The sequence below is a fragment of the Undibacterium pigrum genome, assembly GCF_003201815.1.
GTDB classification, from domain to species: Bacteria; Pseudomonadota; Gammaproteobacteria; order Burkholderiales; family Burkholderiaceae_D; genus Undibacterium; species Undibacterium pigrum.
In genome coordinates this window covers 1-19595 of the sequence record NZ_QJKB01000019.1, presented here as the reverse complement: position 1 = coordinate 19595, position 19595 = coordinate 1, and the positions used below count along the sequence as shown (strand labels likewise).

The 19595-nt window shown below is 51.3% G+C and carries 17 protein-coding genes; 13 read left to right on the top strand and 4 right to left on the bottom strand.

From position 1 onward, the window contains the following. Positions 1-32: 32 nt before the first annotated feature. The 9 genes from minD to prmC all read left to right on the top strand — a co-directional run bounded on the left by minD (position 33) and on the right by prmC (position 10488). Positions 33-848: a septum site-determining protein MinD gene (minD, locus tag DFR42_RS26860; protein WP_110258155.1), complete on the top strand. Its 816-nt coding sequence runs from the start codon at positions 33-35 to the stop codon at positions 846-848. A 1-nt stretch (position 849) separates the two neighbouring features. Further along, complete coding sequence (gene minE / locus DFR42_RS26855; protein WP_110258154.1) at positions 850-1116, top strand: cell division topological specificity factor MinE; 267 nt, start codon at positions 850-852, stop codon at positions 1114-1116. A 225-nt stretch (positions 1117-1341) separates the two neighbouring features. Further along, positions 1342-2034 carry a response regulator transcription factor gene (locus DFR42_RS26850; protein ID WP_110258153.1) on the top strand — a complete coding sequence of 231 codons (693 nt, stop codon included), beginning with the start codon at positions 1342-1344 and terminating at the stop codon, positions 2032-2034. Positions 2035-2091: 57 nt separating this feature from the next. Next, complete coding sequence (locus tag DFR42_RS26845) at positions 2092-3792, top strand: FecR family protein (protein WP_110258152.1); 1701 nt, start codon at positions 2092-2094, stop codon at positions 3790-3792. A gap of 49 nt (positions 3793-3841) precedes the next feature. Beyond that, entirely contained in the window at positions 3842-6247 is a 2406-nt protein-coding gene (locus tag DFR42_RS26840; RefSeq protein ID WP_110258151.1) for a CHASE2 domain-containing protein, read from the top strand. A 205-nt stretch (positions 6248-6452) separates the two neighbouring features. Continuing rightward, a complete protein-coding gene (hemA, locus tag DFR42_RS26835; protein ID WP_110258150.1) occupies positions 6453-7733 on the top strand; it encodes a glutamyl-tRNA reductase in 1281 nt (426 codons plus the stop codon). A gap of 122 nt (positions 7734-7855) precedes the next feature. Then, on the top strand, positions 7856-8935 hold the full coding sequence (gene prfA, locus DFR42_RS26830; protein WP_110258149.1) for a peptide chain release factor 1: 1080 nt from the start codon (positions 7856-7858) through the stop codon (positions 8933-8935). Between the two features lie 192 nt (positions 8936-9127). Beyond that, positions 9128-9634 carry a disulfide bond formation protein B gene (locus DFR42_RS26825; protein WP_110258148.1) on the top strand — a complete coding sequence of 169 codons (507 nt, stop codon included), beginning with the start codon at positions 9128-9130 and terminating at the stop codon, positions 9632-9634. Further along, complete coding sequence (gene prmC / locus DFR42_RS26820) at positions 9634-10488, top strand: peptide chain release factor N(5)-glutamine methyltransferase (protein ID WP_110258147.1); 855 nt, start codon at positions 9634-9636, stop codon at positions 10486-10488. The genes DFR42_RS26825 and prmC overlap by 1 nt, the downstream gene beginning before the upstream one ends. A gap of 43 nt (positions 10489-10531) precedes the next feature. On the opposite strand, the gene DFR42_RS26815 is transcribed toward prmC, so the two are convergent. The 4 genes from DFR42_RS26815 to DFR42_RS26800 all read right to left on the bottom strand — a co-directional run bounded on the left by DFR42_RS26815 (position 10532) and on the right by DFR42_RS26800 (position 13758). Beyond that, positions 10532-11227 carry a phage tail protein gene (locus DFR42_RS26815; RefSeq protein ID WP_110258146.1) on the bottom strand — a complete coding sequence of 232 codons (696 nt, stop codon included), beginning with the start codon at positions 11225-11227 and terminating at the stop codon, positions 10532-10534. Positions 11228-11430: 203 nt separating this feature from the next. Continuing rightward, a complete protein-coding gene (locus DFR42_RS26810) occupies positions 11431-12474 on the bottom strand; it encodes a sulfotransferase (protein WP_110258145.1) in 1044 nt (347 codons plus the stop codon). Positions 12475-12476: 2 nt separating this feature from the next. After that, on the bottom strand, positions 12477-13196 hold the full coding sequence (locus tag DFR42_RS26805; RefSeq protein ID WP_110258144.1) for an aspartyl/asparaginyl beta-hydroxylase domain-containing protein: 720 nt from the start codon (positions 13194-13196) through the stop codon (positions 12477-12479). Further along, the gene (locus tag DFR42_RS26800; RefSeq protein WP_170133710.1) at positions 13183-13758 is read right to left on the bottom strand and encodes a GNAT family N-acetyltransferase; all 576 of its coding nucleotides are present in this window, start codon (positions 13756-13758) and stop codon (positions 13183-13185) included. Before DFR42_RS26800 ends, DFR42_RS26805 begins: the two co-directional genes overlap by 14 nt. A gap of 89 nt (positions 13759-13847) precedes the next feature. Between DFR42_RS26800 and DFR42_RS26795 the strand changes: the two genes are divergently transcribed. From DFR42_RS26795 to DFR42_RS26780, 4 genes are all read left to right on the top strand, one after another. Continuing rightward, a complete protein-coding gene (locus tag DFR42_RS26795; protein ID WP_110258142.1) occupies positions 13848-14177 on the top strand; it encodes a DUF6916 family protein in 330 nt (109 codons plus the stop codon). 322 nt (positions 14178-14499) lie between these two features. Next, positions 14500-15060 (top strand): adenylyl-sulfate kinase, encoded by a 561-nt coding sequence (gene cysC / locus DFR42_RS26790; protein WP_110258141.1) that lies wholly within the window; start codon positions 14500-14502, stop codon positions 15058-15060. 184 nt (positions 15061-15244) lie between these two features. Continuing rightward, positions 15245-16093, top strand: coding sequence for a sulfotransferase family protein (locus DFR42_RS26785; protein WP_110258140.1), 849 nt, complete (start codon positions 15245-15247; stop codon positions 16091-16093). Then, positions 16090-19595: DUF4347 domain-containing protein (locus DFR42_RS26780; RefSeq protein ID WP_146218982.1), on the top strand; the 3506-nt coding region annotated here is incomplete at its 3' end. The genes DFR42_RS26785 and DFR42_RS26780, both read left to right, overlap by 4 nt.

The following is a 19595-nucleotide window of genomic DNA, read 5'->3' as shown; positions in this document are numbered from 1 at the left end:
CAGTATCTTCGGATAGATTAAAGGAGTTATTTGTGGCAAGAATCATCGTTGTAACATCCGGTAAGGGCGGCGTAGGCAAGACCACTTCCAGTGCCAGTTTTTCTTCTGGCCTGGCCATGCGTGGCCATAAAACAGCCGTGCTGGACTTTGACGTGGGTTTGCGTAATCTTGACCTCATTATGGGTTGCGAACGCCGCGTCGTGTATGACCTGGTGAATGTCATCAGTGGTGAAGCGACCCTGAACCAGGCCCTGATCAAGGATAAGCACTGCGACAACCTGTTCATTTTGCCCGCCTCACAAACCCGCGACAAAGATGCCCTGACGGAAGAAGGCGTTGAACGGGTATTGAATGACCTGATCAAGATGGATTTTGAATTTATCGTCTGCGATTCGCCTGCCGGTATCGAGCGCGGCGCAGTGATGGCACTGACTTTTGCCGATGAAGCCATCGTCGTGACCAATCCTGAAGTCTCGTCGGTCAGGGATTCTGATCGCATCCTGGGCATTATCCAGGCCAAGTCCAAGCGTGCCCAGGCTGGTGGTGAACCAGTCAAGGAACATCTGCTGATCACCCGTTATTCACCAAAACGGGTGGAAGCCGGTGAGATGTTGTCCTATACCGATGTACAAGAAATCTTGCGCATCCCATTGATTGGTGTTATTCCTGAATCCGAAGCGGTACTTCATGCATCTAATCAAGGTAACCCTGCCATTCATATGAAGGGCAGTGATGTTTCTGATGCCTATGAAGACGTGGTTTCACGCTTTTTGGGCACAGAAGTACCTTTGCGTTTCATTACTTACGAAAAACCGGGGCTGCTGCAACGCATTTTCGGAGGCAAATAATATGGCTCTGCTTTCATTTTTATTTAATACCAAACCCAAAACCGCCAATATGGCGAAGGAACGCCTGCAAATCATCATTGCACGCGAGCGCACTGGCCGCGAAGGTGGCTACGATTTTTTGCCTGCATTGCGCGAAGAGCTGATCGCTGTCATTTCCAAGTACACCAAGGTCAATCCGGAAGACATCAAAGTTTCGCTGGACAAGCAAGGTAACCTGGAAGTACTGGACGTCAACGTGGTCTTGCCGGAACTCGAATTACGTAGTTAAGGTCCAATTTGTGTTTGCATTGCTGAAGCCAGTGATGCAAATTTGGCGAAACAGTAACTAGCAAGCAACAAAATTTGAATTTATCGCCTCCATTTGTCGAAAATTTGTAACAACAAGTAAGATGTGTTTTTTTCACATTTTTTCACATTTACTTATTTTTTCACTTGCTTTCGATATAATGGAAGTTATTCCACTTTATTTGCCGGACATCAACGGTAACATCCCATGAGAATCGCTGTACTTGACGACGACAATAATTTGCTCGAATTGGTCTGCACCATATTGAATGCAGCCGGTCATACGACTCACCCTTTCCTTAGCGGGAAAGAGATGCTGCATCAATTGCGCAGGGAGAGTTACGACATGCTGATACTCGACTGGCAAGTACCAGACCTGAGCGGCACCGAGATTTTGCACTGGGTACGCGAAAAACTCTCGCCTACCCTGCCGGTCTTGTTCATGACCAGCCGCTCCGGCGAAGACGATATCGTCGCTGGCCTGGCTGCCGGTGCCGATGATTACATGATCAAGCCCATACGCCGCAGTGAAATGGTGGCGCGTGTGCAGGCTTTGTTACGCCGCGCCTACCCTACCCAGGCAGCATCTGAACATCTGCAATTTGGCATCTACAAATTTGAAACACGCGCGGGCCGCGTCAGTGTCAATGAAGTACCGGTAGAAATGACACAAAAGGAATTTGACCTGGCTCTGCTACTGTTCCGCAACCTTGGCCGCCCACTGTCGCGCGCTTACATACTGGAAGCGGTATGGTCACGCGATGTGGATATCCCGTCCCGTACCATGGATACACATATCTCCCGTGTACGCAGCAAACTGGAATTGCGACCGGAAAACGGCTACCGCCTGGCACCCGTCTATAGTTACGGTTACCGCCTCGAACAGATGACACCAGAATAAACACCTCCGGGGCAGCCAAGGCTGCCCCGGAAAGCTTTTCCCAACAAGGAGTCCCGCATGAGACTAAGCACCCCCACACTCTTGCGACAAGTACCGTTTTGCCTGTTCTCCAGTCTGGCCCTGGCAACACCTGCCTATGTCTTTGCCAGCCAGCCTGCAGCCGCCCCCGGCAGTTTCATCAATACCCCGCCAGACATGACTTATTTCGCCCTGCAAGGCGATACGCTGTCGGCCATCGCCAAGCGCTATACCGAGAAAACCAGCAACTGGCAAATCCTCGGCAAGCGTAACAATATCGGCAACGACAGGACCATCCCCATAGGCACGGCCATCCTGATACCTCTAGAGTTATTGCCGGAAGAAGCCAGTGAAGCCAGGGTCATCGCCATGACGGGTAACCCGGCCTATAAAGCCGCTGACGGTACGACCGGCAACCTGGCACTGGGCAGCGTCCTGAAAGAAGGCGCGCAAATCAGTACCGATAAAAATGGCTTCCTGACGCTGGCCTTGCCGGATGAATCACGCATTTCCATTCCATCGAACAGCAATGTCAGCCTCTCCAAACTGCGCAAGACCAAGTATACGGCCAGCCCGCGCACTGAAGTCACGCTACTGCAGGGCAAGGTGGAGTCACGCGTATCTTCACTGGTCGGCAACAAGGGCCGTTTTGAAGTGCGCACTAATCTGGCCGTGGCGGGTGTACGTGGCACGAATTTCCGTGTTGGCGTGAATGAAGATGGCATTGCCAATGAAGTGCTGGAAGGTGGCGTTGCCGTCAATAATGCCAGCGCCAAAAAGAAAGAAGAGCTGGTGCTGACTGCAGGCAAGGGCAATATCATCTCTGCGTCAGGCATAGGCAAGGTCGTCGATTTGCTGCCACCACCAAAGATGAGCGACAGCTATTTGCTGCAAGAACGTCCTACCCTGCAATTCCAGGTTGACACCACGCCGGAAGCAGCAGGCTATCGCGTGCAAATTGCCAAGGACAAGGACATTATCGATGTCCTGGCAGAGAACCGCTACAAGGATAACCGCTTCAAGTTTGATGGCTTTGCCGATGGCAATTATTTTGTGCGCATTACCGCCATCGACAAACTGGGCCTGGAAGGCTTGCCACTGGTCAAAGCCGTGACCCTGAAAGCCCGCCCAGAACCACCTTTCACCGTGCAACCCAAAAACAAGGTACGCGCCGAGCGTCTGGATTTTGCCTGGACCGAAGCCAGCAATGCCGTCAGCTACCACCTGCAGTTTGCCAGGGATGCAGCATTCAAGGACTTGCTGATCGACAAACCTGACCTGAAAGAAGTGCAGTTCAGTGCTGAGCGTCCCAAGGATGGTGAGTACTACTGGCGCGTAGCGACGATAGCGAATACTAACGGCAAGGCTGACCACGGCCCGTATAGCGACGTGCAGAAATTTACAGTCTTGCCTGCCACCAGCCTGGCACCGCCAGATGAAGGCAATGGTAATCAGTTGTCGTTTAGCTGGGCATCTGAACCGGGGCAGAAATTCCTGATACAGATCAGTATGGATGCTGAATTCAAAAAACTGTATCTGGACAAGGAACTCGACAAGGCTGAACTGAAGATACAAAGGCCACAAGCTGGTACTTACTTCATCCGTGTCCGTTCCACCGACCCGGATGGCTATGTCAGCGCCTTTACCGCCACCCAGAAAATCACTCTGCTGCCACGCTGGACCAGTGGTGATGGCACGGCGATACAAAGCGGCGGCGGGCCGGTAGGCACGAATTATTGAGAGACTATTGCGTTACAATCACATAAGGTCAGATCAATAGCAAAATTACATGAAAAACAGCCACTTACAGGTAGAACGTATTGCATTACGGGAGTGGCTGGTTCTCAGTACCCTTATCCTCCTCTTCACCACTGGCCTCTTGTACTACAGGTCGCTGGAGCGGGCAGACCTGGTCTTGTATGACAGGCTCATGCAACTCAATTCCCGCCCGGCGCGGGATGACATCATCATCGTAGGCATAGACAGCCATAGCCTTGCTGAACTGGGCAAGTGGCCCTGGCCGCGCCTGCGTCATGCCGAACTCATCAAGCAAATCAGTGCTGCCCAGCCTGTCGCCATCGGCATGGACTTTGTATTTACCGAAGCCGAAGAACGTGATGAGCAAGCACAAAACGGTGACCAGCAACTGGCTGAAGCCCTGGTACGCAGCAATAATGTGGTCTTGCCGCTGATTTCGGAAAATGCAGGCAGGGGTTTGACGACTGTGCGCCCTATACCCTTGCTGGCCAGTGCCGCACGCCAGCTGGCCCATATAAATCTTGAGCTGGACAAGGATGGCGTCGCGCGCAGCGTGTTTTTGCGCGAAGGCATGAATGGAGAGTGGTGGCCGCATTTTTCCCTGGCCATGGCCGATGTGGCGAAGAACATCACACCCGGGACCGAGACTGATTTACCCGGCGAACGCCTGGCCGCAGCCATACGCAATGCCCCGGTTGAACCTGGCACCTGGCAGCGTGACTACCTCATGCATATTCCTTTTGCTGGCAGCAGTGGTCATTTTCGTTCCGTACCCTATGTCAGTGTCTTGCGCGGTGAAGTACCTGCTGACTTTTTCAGGAACAAATATGTGCTGGTAGGGCCGACGGCCAGCGCCATGGCGGACTCTTTCCCCACCCCGGTATCCGGCAACGAAGGCATGATTTCCGGGGTGGAAATCAATGCCAATATCCTCGCTGCCCTGCTGGATCAGCGCAGCATACGCTCTGCCCCCGCGGCTTACCTGTACTTGTTGAATTTGCTGGCAGTAGCAGTAGCACTCATGGCATATCAAATGCTGTCGCCGCGCAAAGCCTTGCTGGCGACTGCCGTAGTGGCCTTGATTACCACGCTGGGTAGCTGGGCCATGCTGCGCTATACCGGTTTTTGGGCCGCACCCACCACGGCCCTGCTGGCGCTGGTGATTGCCTACCCATTGTGGAGCTGGCGCAGGCTGGAAGCTGCCATACGCTTCCTGGCAGAAGAATTTCGCATACTCGACAAGGAACCGCATCTCTTGCCCGAGTTTATCGATGACGATGAAGAACAACCAGCACGCGCCCTGACCGACACCCTGGAACAAAGCATCAATGCCATGCGCGAAGCGGTCGACCGGGTGCGCGACTTGCGCCAGTTTGTCAGCGACAGCCTGGCCAGCCTTCCCGACGCCACCATGGTCACCACCACTGACGGAAATGTCTTGCTGGCCAACCAGCCAGCTTTGACTTACTTTGCGGGCATAGGCATGCCCAAGGTAAATGATGCCCTGGTACCTTATCTGTTTGCCAAGATGTCGCCACCACAAAGCGGCGAAACCGGGCCAGACACCAGTTTTAGCTGGTGGGACTTGCTCGACATCAAACACACCAAAACCATGTCGCAAGGCATAGAAGTACGCGACCCGCAGGGCAAGGATTTGCTCATCAAGAGCGCACCAAGTTACAACGGTGAAAAACAGCTGGTGGGCTGGATAGTCAGCCTCATCGATATCACCAGCGTGCGTGCCGCCGAGCGCAGCCGGGATGAAACCCTGCATTTTATTTCGCACGATATGCGCGCACCGCAGGCATCGATACTGGCTTTGCTGGAATTGCAAAAAGACAGTGCTACTGCCCTGCCTGCTGATGAATTCATGGCGCGCATAGAAAGAGCTTCACGTTCTACGCTGGGCCTGGCAGATAATTTTGTACAACTGGCGCAGGCCGAGTCGCAGAACTATCGCTATGAGGAAGCCGACTTCCAGGACATCCTGCTGGTAGCAACCGAAGAAATGTGGTCACTGGCCCGCAGCAAGAATATCCGCATACAAACAAAAATTCAGGATGAAGAATTCCCTGTGCTGGTAGACAACTCCCTGATGACCAGGGTGTTGACGAATCTGTTGTCGAATGCCATCAAATACAGCCCCAAGGACACCACCATCACCTGCTCACTGGTGCGTGAGCAGCGCCTGGCTGACTCTGTCATTGTCTGCTCGATTGCTGACCAGGGCTATGGCATTACCCATGCAGATCAAACCAAGCTGTTCCAGCGCTTCCAGCGCTTCAAGACCAATGACCAGCCTAAAAATGACGGCATAGGTCTGGGCATGGTCTTCGTCAAGGCTGTACTGGACAGACATCAGGCGACCATAGACTTCAGCAGCGTGCCTAACGAAGGCACGACATTTAATATTCGCATCCCGGCTGATCTGGACTAAGCTGATCAGTCTGGGCGAAGGAACGCGCCTTTTTCTGCAAGAAAGTAAGAATTACCTTGCTGATTTGCATGTTGCAAAAAAGGCATAATTTCATGGCAGTAGCGGCTCTTGATATACATCAAGTACCTGCGCTCAAGAAAATGCTGATGCAAAGCGTTATAATGTAAGCTTAAATCCTCCCTCCCTTATTTTCAGCTTATTTGCAATGCAACTGTCTGCCGTAGGCCTCAACCACACGACCGCGCCGCTTTCCCTGCGCGAAAAAGTCGCCTTCTCGCCTGAGCAAATAGCTCAGGCGGTAGTGGCTGCGCGTGCCTGGTTTGGTCGCGATGACAATGTGGCAAGGCACGGTAATGAAGCAGCAATCCTGTCTACCTGCAACCGCACAGAGCTGTATGCAGCCTGTACTGGTGCGAATGCCATTGATTCTACTGCGCACTTCCTGGCGGATTTTCATAAACTGTCTTACACCGACTTACGCCCGCATTTGTATACGCTGCCGCAAGACAATGCGGTAAGGCATGCCTTCCGCGTTGCCTCTGGCCTGGATTCCATGGTCATAGGCGAGCCACAAATCCTCGGGCAAATGAAAGATGCGGTGCGCCAGGCAGAAGCTGCCGGTGGCCTGGGTACTTATCTGCACCAGATGTTCCAGCGCAGCTTTGCGGTTGCGAAGGAAGTACGTACTACCACAGAAATAGGCGCGCACAGTGTTTCCATGGCAGCCGCTGCGGTGCGTCTGTCACAAAGAATTTTTGACAAGATAGCTGACCAGCATGTCTTGTTCATCGGTGCGGGTGAGATGATAGAGCTGTGCGCCACTCATTTTGCGGCGCAAAACCCCAAGTCACTCACTATAGCCAACCGCACGCTGGAACGCGGTGAATCACTGGCCCACCGCTTCAGCGGCAAGGCCATACGCCTGGCAGACTTGCCGCAGCAACTGGCGCAATTCGATATTATTGTTTCTTGCACGGCCTCATCCCTGCCCATCATCGGTCTGGGTCTGGTGGAACGTGTCGTCAAGGCGCGCAAGCACCGTCCCATCTTCATGGTGGATCTGGCAGTGCCACGCGATATAGAACCTGAAGTCGCCAAGCTGGATGACGTGTTTTTATACACTGTCGACGACCTTGGCACGGTTGTGCAAACCGGCCTGGAAAACCGCCAGGCTGCTGTTGCTCAGGCAGAAGCCATCATAGAAACCCGCGTGCAATCCTTCATGCACTGGGTAGATGGCCGCGCTGTTGTACCAGTGATACAGGACTTACATGAAAGCAGCGAGCAATTACGTTTAATAGAACTCGAGCGTGCGCGCAAGATGCTGGCGCGTGGTGAAGATATAGACGCCGTACTCGAAGCCCTGTCCAAAGGCATCACAGCCAAATTTCTGCATGGCCCGCAACAGGCACTGCATCAGGCCAGCGGCGATGAACGCGCCCGCCTGGCAACGCTGTTACCTCAATTATTCCGCACCAAGCGTTAGCGATTCGCTACGCCGCTGGCCTGTACGCGTATGCGCTTACGGGCATTTTCTTCTGGGTCAGTCTGACCCGCCCCATCCTTAGCGTAATCAGCATCATTAGCTATACAGTCAAAGAATATAATATGAAACCATCAATGCTACACAAGCTGGACCAGCTTGCCGAACGCCTGGACGAAGTCGGCCACCTGCTCATGCAGGAAGGTGCCACCAATGACATGGATGCCTACCGCAAACTGAACCGCGAACATGCCGAGCTGGAGCCACTGGTCGCGCTGTACAACAATTACAAACAAGCCCAGGCCGATATCGCCGAAGCCGAACTCATGCTCAGCGACCCCGACATGAAGGCCTTTGCCCAGGACGAGATCGAAGCCGCCAAGAACACCATGCAAACACTGGAAAGTGATTTGCAAAAAATGCTGCTGCCCAAAGACCCGAATGACGACCGCAACATCCTCATGGAGATACGCGCCGGTACAGGCGGTGATGAAGCCGCCCTGTTCGCTGGCGATTTGCTGCGCATGTATATGCGCTTTGCCGAGCGCAACCGCTGGCAGACCGAGATCATGTCTGAGTCTCCATCCGAGCTGGGCGGCTATAAAGAGGTCATCGTGCGCCTGGCTGGCCAGGGCGTGTATTCCAAACTCAAATTTGAATCTGGCGGGCATCGTGTACAGCGCGTACCGGCGACAGAAACCCAGGGCCGCATCCATACCTCGGCCTGTACTGTTGCTGTCATGCCCGAAGCAGATGAGCTGGCAGACGTGGTCATCAACAATGCCGACCTGCGTATAGACACCTTCCGCGCCAGCGGTGCCGGTGGCCAGCATATCAACAAGACTGACTCTGCCGTGCGCCTGACGCATATCCCTACCGGCATCGTCGTCGAATGCCAGGATGGCCGCAGCCAGCATCAAAACAAGGCGCAAGCCATGCGTGTTTTGGCAACCCGCATCATGGATGGCCAGTTGCGTGAGAAGCAAGCCAAGGAAGCCGCAACCCGCAAGAGCCTGATAGGCTCAGGTGACCGTAGTGAGCGCATACGCACCTACAACTACCCGCAAGGCCGTATGACAGATCACCGCATCAACCTGACGCTGTACAAGCTGGACTTCATCATGGACGGTGAACTGAATGAGCTGACAACCGCCCTGGTGGCGGAACACCAGGCAGAATTGCTGGCTGAGCTGGGCGATGATTGATACCGGTAGTGCAGCCAGTAGTCCAGCCGGCAGTACAGCCTATATTTAGGGTAAAACATGCTTTCGCGTAATTTCATGAACTTTTGATTGCGCAATCACATCAAACTGTCGGATACTCGCTGCCACTATCAGGCGATGCAGAACTAAAACATCAGGTCTGCATCCAACTACAATTCTTTCACCGCGTTCACCATGAATCTGTCGAAAAAAATTCTGCTATCGGTTGCTGTTACTTGCGTGGGTTTGCTGGCGGCTGCCATGTATTTGCAACTCGTGGAAAAAATGCTGCCTTGCCCCTATTGTGTATTCCAGCGTTATGCCTTTGTCCTGATCGCAGTTTTTTGCCTCATCGCCGTTGCTACTGAAGGTATAGTCCACCGCATCACGACTGGCCTGGCATTATTGTCGGCCCTGATAGGTGCTGGCGTGGCTGGCAAGCATATCTGGATACTTGAGCACCCTGCCCTGTCCTGCGGCATAGACCCGTTGGAAACCGGCTTGAACAGCATCTTCCTGGCGCAATGGTGGCCAGCCATGTTCAAGGCAGATGGCTTGTGCGAAACACCTTATCCACCTACCCTGGGCTTGTCACTGCCAGCCTGGGCAGGCATATTCTTTATATTATTTAGCCTGACCTTGCTGATTGTGTTGATACGCAATCAAAAAACCAAGCGCGGCATGTTTGGCCCCTCACGCTGATGCTGGACTGGCTACAGCCTGGCATCACCCTGGCTGGCTGTGAAAACGCCAGCCCGCTGGAACGCATAGACACCCGCCTGTTGCTCATGCACGGCCTGGGCTTGACGCGCATACAATTGATTACGCAGTCCGAACTGGTGCTCAATACAGAACAACTCGCTATCATGGATGGCTTGTTCAGCCGTCGCATCCAGGGTGAACCGATTGCCTACATAGTGCAGGAACGCGAATTTTTTGGTCTGAACTTCCATGTCACGCCGGATGTGCTGATCCCCCGTCCCGATACAGAGTTACTGGTCGAACTAGCTTTGCAATATGCCCCAGTCAATTCCGGGTTACTGGATATGGGTACGGGTTCTGGCGCGATTGCCGTTGCCATCGCGCATCAAAGACCAGACTTGCAAGTAACTGCTCTTGATGTCAGCCCAGCCGTACTGGCAGTGGCGCAAGAAAATGCCAGCAGGCATCTGCCAGCAGCCAAGGTGAAATTCTATTGCAGCAACTGGTATACCGCTCTCTCTGAACAACAGTTCCAGACCATCGTCAGCAACCCGCCTTACATCGTAGCCAATGATGCGCATTTGCAACAAGGTGATTTGCGCTTTGAACCTGTCGATGCCCTGACCGACTATGCTGATGGCTTGTCTGCCTATCGCCACATCATAGGTCAGGCCCATTTGCATTTACTGGCAGATGGCTGGATCTTGCTGGAACATGGTTATGATCAGGCAGAATCAGTACGGGACTTATTGATAAAAGCCCGGTTTACCGAAGTACAAAGCTGGCGAGACCTGGCGGGAATAGAGCGGGTATCAGGCGGAAAACTTCTGGCACTGACATCAGAACAGACATAAAAAATGGCGCAGACTGCGCCATTTTTTATCGGACAGGAAAAACTTAGTTCCTGGATGGGAAGATACCTTCCATCGCGATGATGTAGTTCAAACCCAGGTAAGGTTGCATGATAGAGATCGTAGCACTCGATACGACTGGCACAGTCAGCGGACTACCAGTGCCTGTGTTCCCAGAAGTAACGTTTGCAGTACCAGTCAAAGTAGTCTCCACACTCTTGGTGTTGAGCGCTACCAAATTTGTTGCATCGCCAGTTGTTGGCAAATAGACTGCCCCGGCAGTACCACCTGTGCCAGAGTTGCAAAGCGCAGCGTTTGCAGACGGAGCTGTTCCGCCTGATGCAGGTGACGCAGGTCCGTTACTTGTCGCATTCAACACAGAAGTTGCGCCAAAACTACTGCCGCTTATTGAAACGCTATGATTGTGTGAAGGCAAATTGGTTGAGTTCAAGGTGACCGTGGCAGTACCATTGGAAATGACAGTTACATTATTACTACCCGCTCTTTCACCTTGCGACACATTCTGCAAACCAGGTCCTTGCGCTTGGGAGCCAACAACAACACGTCCACGCAGATCAGGTATGCCAAATGTATTTTGGCCATCACCACCATACATGGTACCCAACAGGGCAAACATGGCAGAATTTTGCTGGATAGGCACAGTTTGTCCATTGCAGAACAGCCAGCCACGAGGAGGATAGTTAAAGCCTACGGCCAATACGGTACCCATAAATGCATCCATTGCATACTCCAATTCAAGTTATCGTTTAAATAGGGATTGTGCTATCTAGTCTCTTCTGCATCCACCCCTTCACCAGGGAGTTGAATTCAGGGCTTTCATCAATGGCTTTAATATGCAAACAAACAAGCAATTTCAAAAAAAGCAAACCAATTCTACAACCCTTGTGCAAAAAATACACTGCAAATTTTTCATCGTCACATCAGTTAACAAATTTTAACTTTTGTGCGCAATTGCTCTAGTTGACTATACTTTTGCTCGCAGAGGTCTGCAAAATCTGAACCTGGCTTTGCTGGTACGAGACCGCTGGGTTGAGGATCGCCGTTAAAGCTGATGTGCCGGTGTTTTGAATGCAAGCCTGATCGCTGTTTCAGTTTCTCCAATAATTGTTCATCGCAATCAAGTTGAAAAAGACTCAGCAAATCTGACCAAACCACATCAGGCAATTGCTGATAATTCAACAGGAGCAAATCTTCAGCCTCAGCATGTTCCAGCCCTGCGCAATACATGCTGTGCAGCATACTCGCAGCATAGGCATCAAAATCTGCGGCAGGAAAGCCAGATACAACGGGTTTGAGCCGGGACGTATTAAGCAAGCCAGGTATCATCTGCGGCCCACGTTGACGCTGGTGTGAAGCAAGCACAGCCTGCGGTTCACGGTATAAAAAAATGATAGGGATGGCAGGATAGGCCTTGCGCACAAAGGGTAGCCAGGGCAAATGCCAGCTATCAAATTTGATAAAAAAATGAGTCTCTTCGTCACGCCGTCTTTGTCCCAGAGCGGCGATCAGGGCCCGAAAAACAGGTATCGCATTTTCTGCTGCAGCTTGCTCGTGGCAATAGCGAAAAAATGCATCAATGACAGGCGGTTCAGACATCACGATGCAATGTGGCAGCGACGCCAGCATCTGCGTCAGCAAGGTAGAACCGCAGCGTGACACATGGAAAATAAAAGCCGTGGGTGCCACCTGTGGCATGCATGCAAGTCGCTCATGCAAGCTTTCTATCGGTGTGTGGCAAACTTGCCTTTGCTCGCGGCTTTGCTGGTTCAGTGTGTCGAGAAAAAAAGACTCCAGAAACCGCGCCTCTCCCAAATAACGCCAGCATACATTTTCCGTAGCAGCATCAATTGTTACCGGATACCAGCCCAGCATCGAAGGCAAATCACCTTCATTGATCTGCTGGCCGCGCAACAAAGCTCTTTCTTCGGCCACAAAACCGACTTTATTACCTATGCGATTAATTTGCATATTCAACCCGCTGATGCCTGTCCGAGCCGGATTGCTTCAAGGCGGCTGGCAATTTGGAGACCAGCACTTTGCCCCGTGGCACGCAGCATGGCGATCACTTCCTGTACATTGCCGTCATGAATGGCCGGATCATCATATTTTGGTTTTGGTCTGGCAATCCATCCAGCCTCCAGAAACACTCGCTCCAGCCAGTCATTACTGATGCAATCTATCATCAAATGCACCCGTGCCTGGCTGCCCCGATTCACCACGCCATGCAGGCAAGCGGCATTCAGATACCAGGTATCACCAGCAGAAAAATGCACTTCTTCGCCATCAATGGTGAACAGCACGTCGGGTGTCGTGGTGATGGGTACATGCAGACGGGTAATCCCATCCTCCAGCGAAGTACCATCGTCCCTGTGCTCTTTGATAATACCGCCAGCCTCCAGCGACATCAGGCGCACAGATGTTTTGTCACATTGAAACGTATCAACCACTTCCCGTAAATAAGGGCAACTTTGCATGAGTGCCGTATCCTGAAAATTGCCTTCATTCACAGGCATGATGTGATCAATACGGCCATCCACCGCACGCAAGGGCAGGCAGGTCCAGTTGTTGACGTAGGCATTGGTATTGAAATGACTGATCCAATCTGAGGCCTCGAGTTGCAGCAGTTCTGCATGCAAGCGGGCTAAATCAAAACTGAAAGGTAACTTCAGATAACGGCTAGGCTGTCGCATCAAACTGCCCTTGTTGTGTGATCTTGTTAGCGAGAGTGTTGGCGGGCAATACCTCGTTTAAAGTGTTTGTCCCGGCAAGCTCCTGAGCCTGCCAGTGCATTTGCTCAAACAGGGCATCAGCCCCGAGTGCCACAAAACCCAATTTCAAATACAAACCGCGCGCGGCGAAGTTAGTTTGTTCAACGGCGAGGCTGACTCCCTTTCCCTGGTCTTGTGCATCTGCCTGCAGAGCCAGCAAAATAGTCTTGGCGATACCTTGACGTTGCGCTGAAGGAATAATCGCAATATCGATCAGACGCAATTCATCGCTGCCAGCATGGATAATGACACGCCCGACAGGCTGACCAGCGTGCTCAACAATCACATGCCTGGCCTCAGGATAATTCAGCCTGACGCCCTCCATCTGTACATGCTGTTGCATTTTGATCATTTGCGCGATGAAGGCAGCATCCATGGGCATTTGTCGCAAGTCTTCACGGCGGCTGGCATACAGTACATCCAGAAACGCCTGATCGTCTTCATGCACTTCACGCAATCCAAGCGCAGCAGGTAATTTATACACAAGCACTCCCAAGCTGGTTAAAATAACATGCATATTATCCTGCCTATGCTTGTGTTTTCTTGCAAGTGAAACTTTTCACAACATTGATCATGACCATCAGCCTAGAACAAGTACACCCCCTCATCGGCAACAAATTTCAACTCGAAACCTCGAATGGCGTCATGCATCTCGAACTGGTAGAAGCAGAAGAACGTCCACGCCGGGGCATACCAGAAAATTTCCGCACCCCTTTGCTATTGATTTTTGCAGGATCATCCAGGCAGCCACTGGCACAAGATAATTATTTTGTTGAACACCCTGCCTTGGGCAGACACATCTGGACTGTCGCACCTACCCTGGCTGACCATGCCAAAGGGCAATATCAACGTCCACATGAAGACGGTGGAACCTGTGTTTATTACCAGGTTTTCTTCAATTAATTTCTCTGTGACAAGACTTTTTAAGCTTATCTATGTGTCATTCAAATTTTTCATCTAATTTGCTTAATTAATTAGCAGATTTTTTGTTACATTTGCACGCAAAAAAAGTTTTCAATGTTAATATTGCAGTTAATTTTTTAACACTTAATCATTTATCTTCTTGATTTATCAAGATAAATTGCAAATCAGAAATATCGGCGATCCAACTGATTGACGGCGATAATGCAATGGCAGTGCCCTTTATTCAGTCCTGGATTTTTGATTTGTTACGTATCGGGTTTCTGCTTAGTCCCGATTTTTTTAGCTTATCGGTGGTGTGCGGATGCCTGGAAGTAATCAAACGGAAAGCAGTGCAGAACCTGCTGCAAACAGAGTCAAAACCTGGTGGCTAAGTGGCCTGCCCGGCGCGGGGAAAACAACACTTGCGCAAACCCTTGCCCGGCATCTGCGAGAACTATCTATCCCCGTGTGCGTGCTGGACGGCGATGAAATAAGACAGGGCTTATCCAAGGACCTGGGCTTTAGCCTGGCTGACCGTGAAGAGCAAGGCCGCAGAACGGCAGAAGTCGCTCGCTTGCTTAATCTCAACGGCATATCTGCCATAGTCGCTCTGGTCTCTCCCAGCATGCGTGGGCGAGCCCTGGCCCGTGGCATCATAGGTCATGACAAGTTTGTCGAAACCTACGTTTCGACCCCCTTACATGTCTGCCAGCAACGTGACCCGAAGGGCTGGTATGCAAAAGCCAAACAAAATCCCTCGCTTCAATTGACTGGTATATCAGCGCCTTATGAAGCACCAACTTCTGCCGAATGTGTAATAGACACGAATCAAACAAGCTTGGCAGATGCAATTGTTCAACTGACTTCATTTTTGCGAGTGTGAACATATGGCAATTATTAAAACTCATTTCCGATCTGGTGAATCAGGCTATAGACATTTTTTTCGCTATTACGATGAGCTTACGGCTTTGCATTAACTTGATTAATTTTTCGATAATCTAGCCGATAAACATTGCAATATAAATTGCGTTAATACCATTTTTCAATTTGGACAACACAAATATCCCATGTCACTAGCCAAATACCATTTCATTTCAGGCTTACCACGTTCTGGCTCAACCTTGCTGGCAGCCATCTTGAGGCAAAATCCGCGTTTCCAGGCTGGAATGAGCAGCGCTGTTGGCGCTCTGGTAAATGCTGTGCTCGCACAAATGAGTGCCGGAAGTGAGGTATCCAGTCTGCTTAGCCAGACACAGCGAAAAGACGTCATGCAAGGTCTTTTCGATGCCTATTACAAAAATGAACTGAACAAAGAAGTGATTTTTGACACCAACCGCATGTGGAGTTCCAAGTTACCGCTGTTAATGGATTTATTTCCTCGTGCCAAAATGATCGCTTGCGTACGCAATGTTGGCTGGGTCATGGATAGTATAGAGCGCCAATTTCGTAGTAACCCTTATGAGAACAGTAAACTGTTTGGCGGCAATATGTCACGCAGCACTGTCTATCAACGCTGTGAAGGTCTTGCACAACATGATCAGATGGTTGGCTATTCGTGGGCAGGATTGCGAGAAGCCTTTTACGGGGAGCATGCAAAATCTCTGCTGGTGATTGACTACGACTTGCTGGCTCAAGCACCAGAAAAAATCATGCGACTGTTGTACCAGTTCATCGATGAACCTTATTTCCAGCACGATTTTGAAACACTGGAATACGACGCACCAGATTTTGACTTGCAACTCGGTGCGCCTGGCCTTCACAGGGTAAAACCAAAAGTTGAATTTACTGAAAGACGTACCGTCCTCCCCCCTGATTTATTTGACAAATACTCGAAACTGACGTTCTGGTCCGACCCTAGTGGTAGTGCAGCAAATGTCATTGCTCCCAAGTTAAATGTGAAAGAAAACGAATCATGAACAACTCAATCATCAACAAACAAACTGAATTCGATATCCTGAGCATTAACAGTGGTGTTACCACGCAACCTGAAGCGCCCAAATTTGATGCTGCAGCCCTGGAAATATTGACGGCACCAGCCAATTCAAGCGCCCCTTCGGCTCCACCAGTAACTGGCCGGGTAGAAATTGTCTTCGTCGAAGACAATGTGCGCGACATCGATACGCTGCTCAAAGGCATAGGGAATGGTCGGGAAATACATATTCTGGATTCCAGCAAAGACGGTCTCAAGCAAATGGCCGACATTCTTGCTGGCCGCAAGGACATCGATGCCTTGCATTTGATTTCTCACGGCAAGGAAGCATCGGTCAATCTGGGGGGGCTAATACTTGATCAGTCCAGTTTGGGAAGCCATGCGGCAGAACTGAAAATCATCGGTGACTCTCTGAGCAAGGACGGCGACATCCTTCTGTATGGTTGCGATATTGGTGCCAATCAGGGAAAAACGTTTATTGACCAGTTGGCTGTCATGACGGGTGCAGATATTGCAGCTTCGAATGACTTGACTGGTGGTAAGCCATTTAATGCCAACTGGGATCTTGAGGTCAACAGTGGCAGTATTGAGGCAAGCACTGTTGGAAATCCACAGTTGGCAGCGCTCTACCACAATGTACTGAATATTGCTTCGGCAACGCTGAATTTTGGTACCGCAGCAAACTTCAATGCCCCAGGGAGCCCAGGCGGTGTTGCAGGTGGTGCTTCAAGTGGAGTGAACGACGTCATTTACCAGGTAAACGGTAATTCAGCCTATTTATTCAAGATTGACGGGACTGTAAAAGATATTTCCAGAGATCCCTCCGGCTACATTACAACCGATTACTACGATGCCGGGACCGAGACCTCTATTACTTTTTCTTTCCAAACCGGCCAACAGTTTGATGCAACTTCTATTGTATTAATTACCCAGAGCCTGTCTCAGGACTTAGTATTCAAAGGATATAACGCGAGTAATACCCTGGTTGCGACGAACAACAAGTCGATTGCAGGCGCTAGCGGTACGCAAACAACTCTCAATTTTAGCGGGATGACTGGCGTTACCAAGATTGTCATGACCGCGACCTCGAACAGTAGCAAGGTGCGTTATGCAAGTTTCGATGACATTGTTCTTGCCAACATACAACCAGGCACGTCTATTACCAGCGCAACCTATGACGCAAGCACTGGCGTTCTGTCTGTTACCGGTAGTAGTATCACTAATGGTGGTACGATTGATGTATCCAAGCTGTCGCTTACCGGCCAGGGTGGGACCTATACTCTAACGTCACCCAACGTTACTGCCAGCAGTAGCTCGGCTTTCTCAGTCACTCTTAGTGCGGCCGACAAGATTGCTGTCAATGGCGTGCTCAACAACAACGGGACTACCTCCGCGACCGGTGGCATCACTTTCAACCTGGCAGCCGCTGCCAACTGGGATGTGACTGCCGCTGCATCTGCCGACTTGACTGGCAATGGAGTTACAGTCTCCAACGTCACAGCACCAACAATCACCTCTGCCGCCTATGACGCTGCAACAGGTATCCTGTCTGTCACAGGCACGGGCCTGGTAAAAACCATAGGCGCGACCAATGATATTACAGTCAATAAACTTCGCATCGTTGGCGAAGGTGGAACAGGGCGCACACTGACCATTTCCAGCAACGTTGAGATTACAGACGGCACCACTTTTTCTGTACAGTTAAGCGGCAATGACAGGATTATTGTTGATAGCTTGCTCAACAAAAACGGCACGACTTCGACCAGCGGCTCAACATACAATGTGGTCGCATTTGATGACTGGAACAGCAGCATTACGAACGGCGATATTTCTGATGCCACCAACGCGCTGACTGTATCGAATGTCCCTACACCCACCATTACTTCTGCCACCTACGATTCCTCTACCGGAACTCTGGTTGTCACAGGCACTGGTTTCCTGCAGCTTACTGGGGCAAACAACGATATTGTCGCGAATAAATTCACACTGACTGGTGAAGGTGGCAGCACTTATACGCTCACTGACACCAGCAATGTTGATATCGCCACCACCAGCAATACACAATTTACGCTGGTCCTGAGCGCAACCGACAAATCCGGCGTCAATCAGATCATCAACAAAAACGGCGCCAGTTCCACCGGTGGCACTACCTACAACCTGGCCGCTGCAGAAAACTGGACAGCTGGTGCTGATGCTGCGGTCGTCGATGCTGATCTGACTGGCAATGGCATCACTGCCACGGTTGCGGCACCCACTGTCACCTCAGCCACTTATGATGCCAGCACAGGCACGCTGGTGGTCACCGGTACCGGATTTACCCATCGTGCAGGTGCCACCAACGATATTATCGCCAATAAGTTCACGCTAACCGGACAAGGTGGTAGTACCTATGCATTGACTGATACGGCTAATGTAGAAATCACTTCTGACACCAGCTTTACACTGGTACTGTCTGCGACCGATAAACTGGGCTTGCGCACCCTGCTCAATAACAATGGTACGCAGTCGGTAGGTGGCACGACTTACAACCTGGCGGCGGCGGATGACTGGGCCAACGGTGCTGATGCGACGCTCAATATCGCTGACCTGGCAGGCAATGGTATTACCGTATCGAACGTCGCTTCACCAACAATCACCTCAGCCACCTATGACGCCAGCACCGGCATATTGTCCGTTACAGGTACTAACCTGGCCAATGGTGATACCATTGATGTATCCAAACTTTCCGTCACTGGTCAGGCTGGGTCATATACCCTGACAACCGCAAACATCACTGCTACCAGTGCCACTGCATTCGCAGTAACCCTGAATGCTGCCGACAAACTGGCAGTGAATGGTGTACTGAACAATAACGGTACAACGGCTGTTGATACCACAACATTTAATCTTGCTGCCGCGGCTGGCTGGGATACCACAGTTAATACCACCGCGGACCTGACTGGCAATGGCGTGACTGTATCCAACGTCACATCCCCAACGATCACCTCAGCAACCTACGACGGTACAACACACGTCTTCACCATCACCGGCACCAACCTGGTCAAGACCATAGGTGCCACGAATGACGTCACGATTTCCAAACTGACCATTACCGGTGAAGGCGGAGCCACCCGCACCCTGTCCACGACAGGCAACGTTGAAGTCACATCAGATACCAGCTTTACCTTTACTCTGGCCGGTGCGGATATTGCGGCCGTGGATAGCCTGCTCAATAAAAACGGCACCTCCTCCGCAAGCAGTTCCACAACTTATAACATCGCCGCAGCCGACGACTGGAACAGCGTCATCACCGGCGGCAACATCGCTGACTTGACTGGCAATGGCATTACGGTATCGAATGCCGCACCAAGCATCCTGAGTTCCACCTACGATGCAGCAACTGGCGTTTTATCAGTCTCCGCCGTCAACATCGTCGGTGGCGACACCATTGATGTATCGAAACTGTCCCTGACTGGTCAGGCGGGTTCTTATACTCTCACCACTGCCAA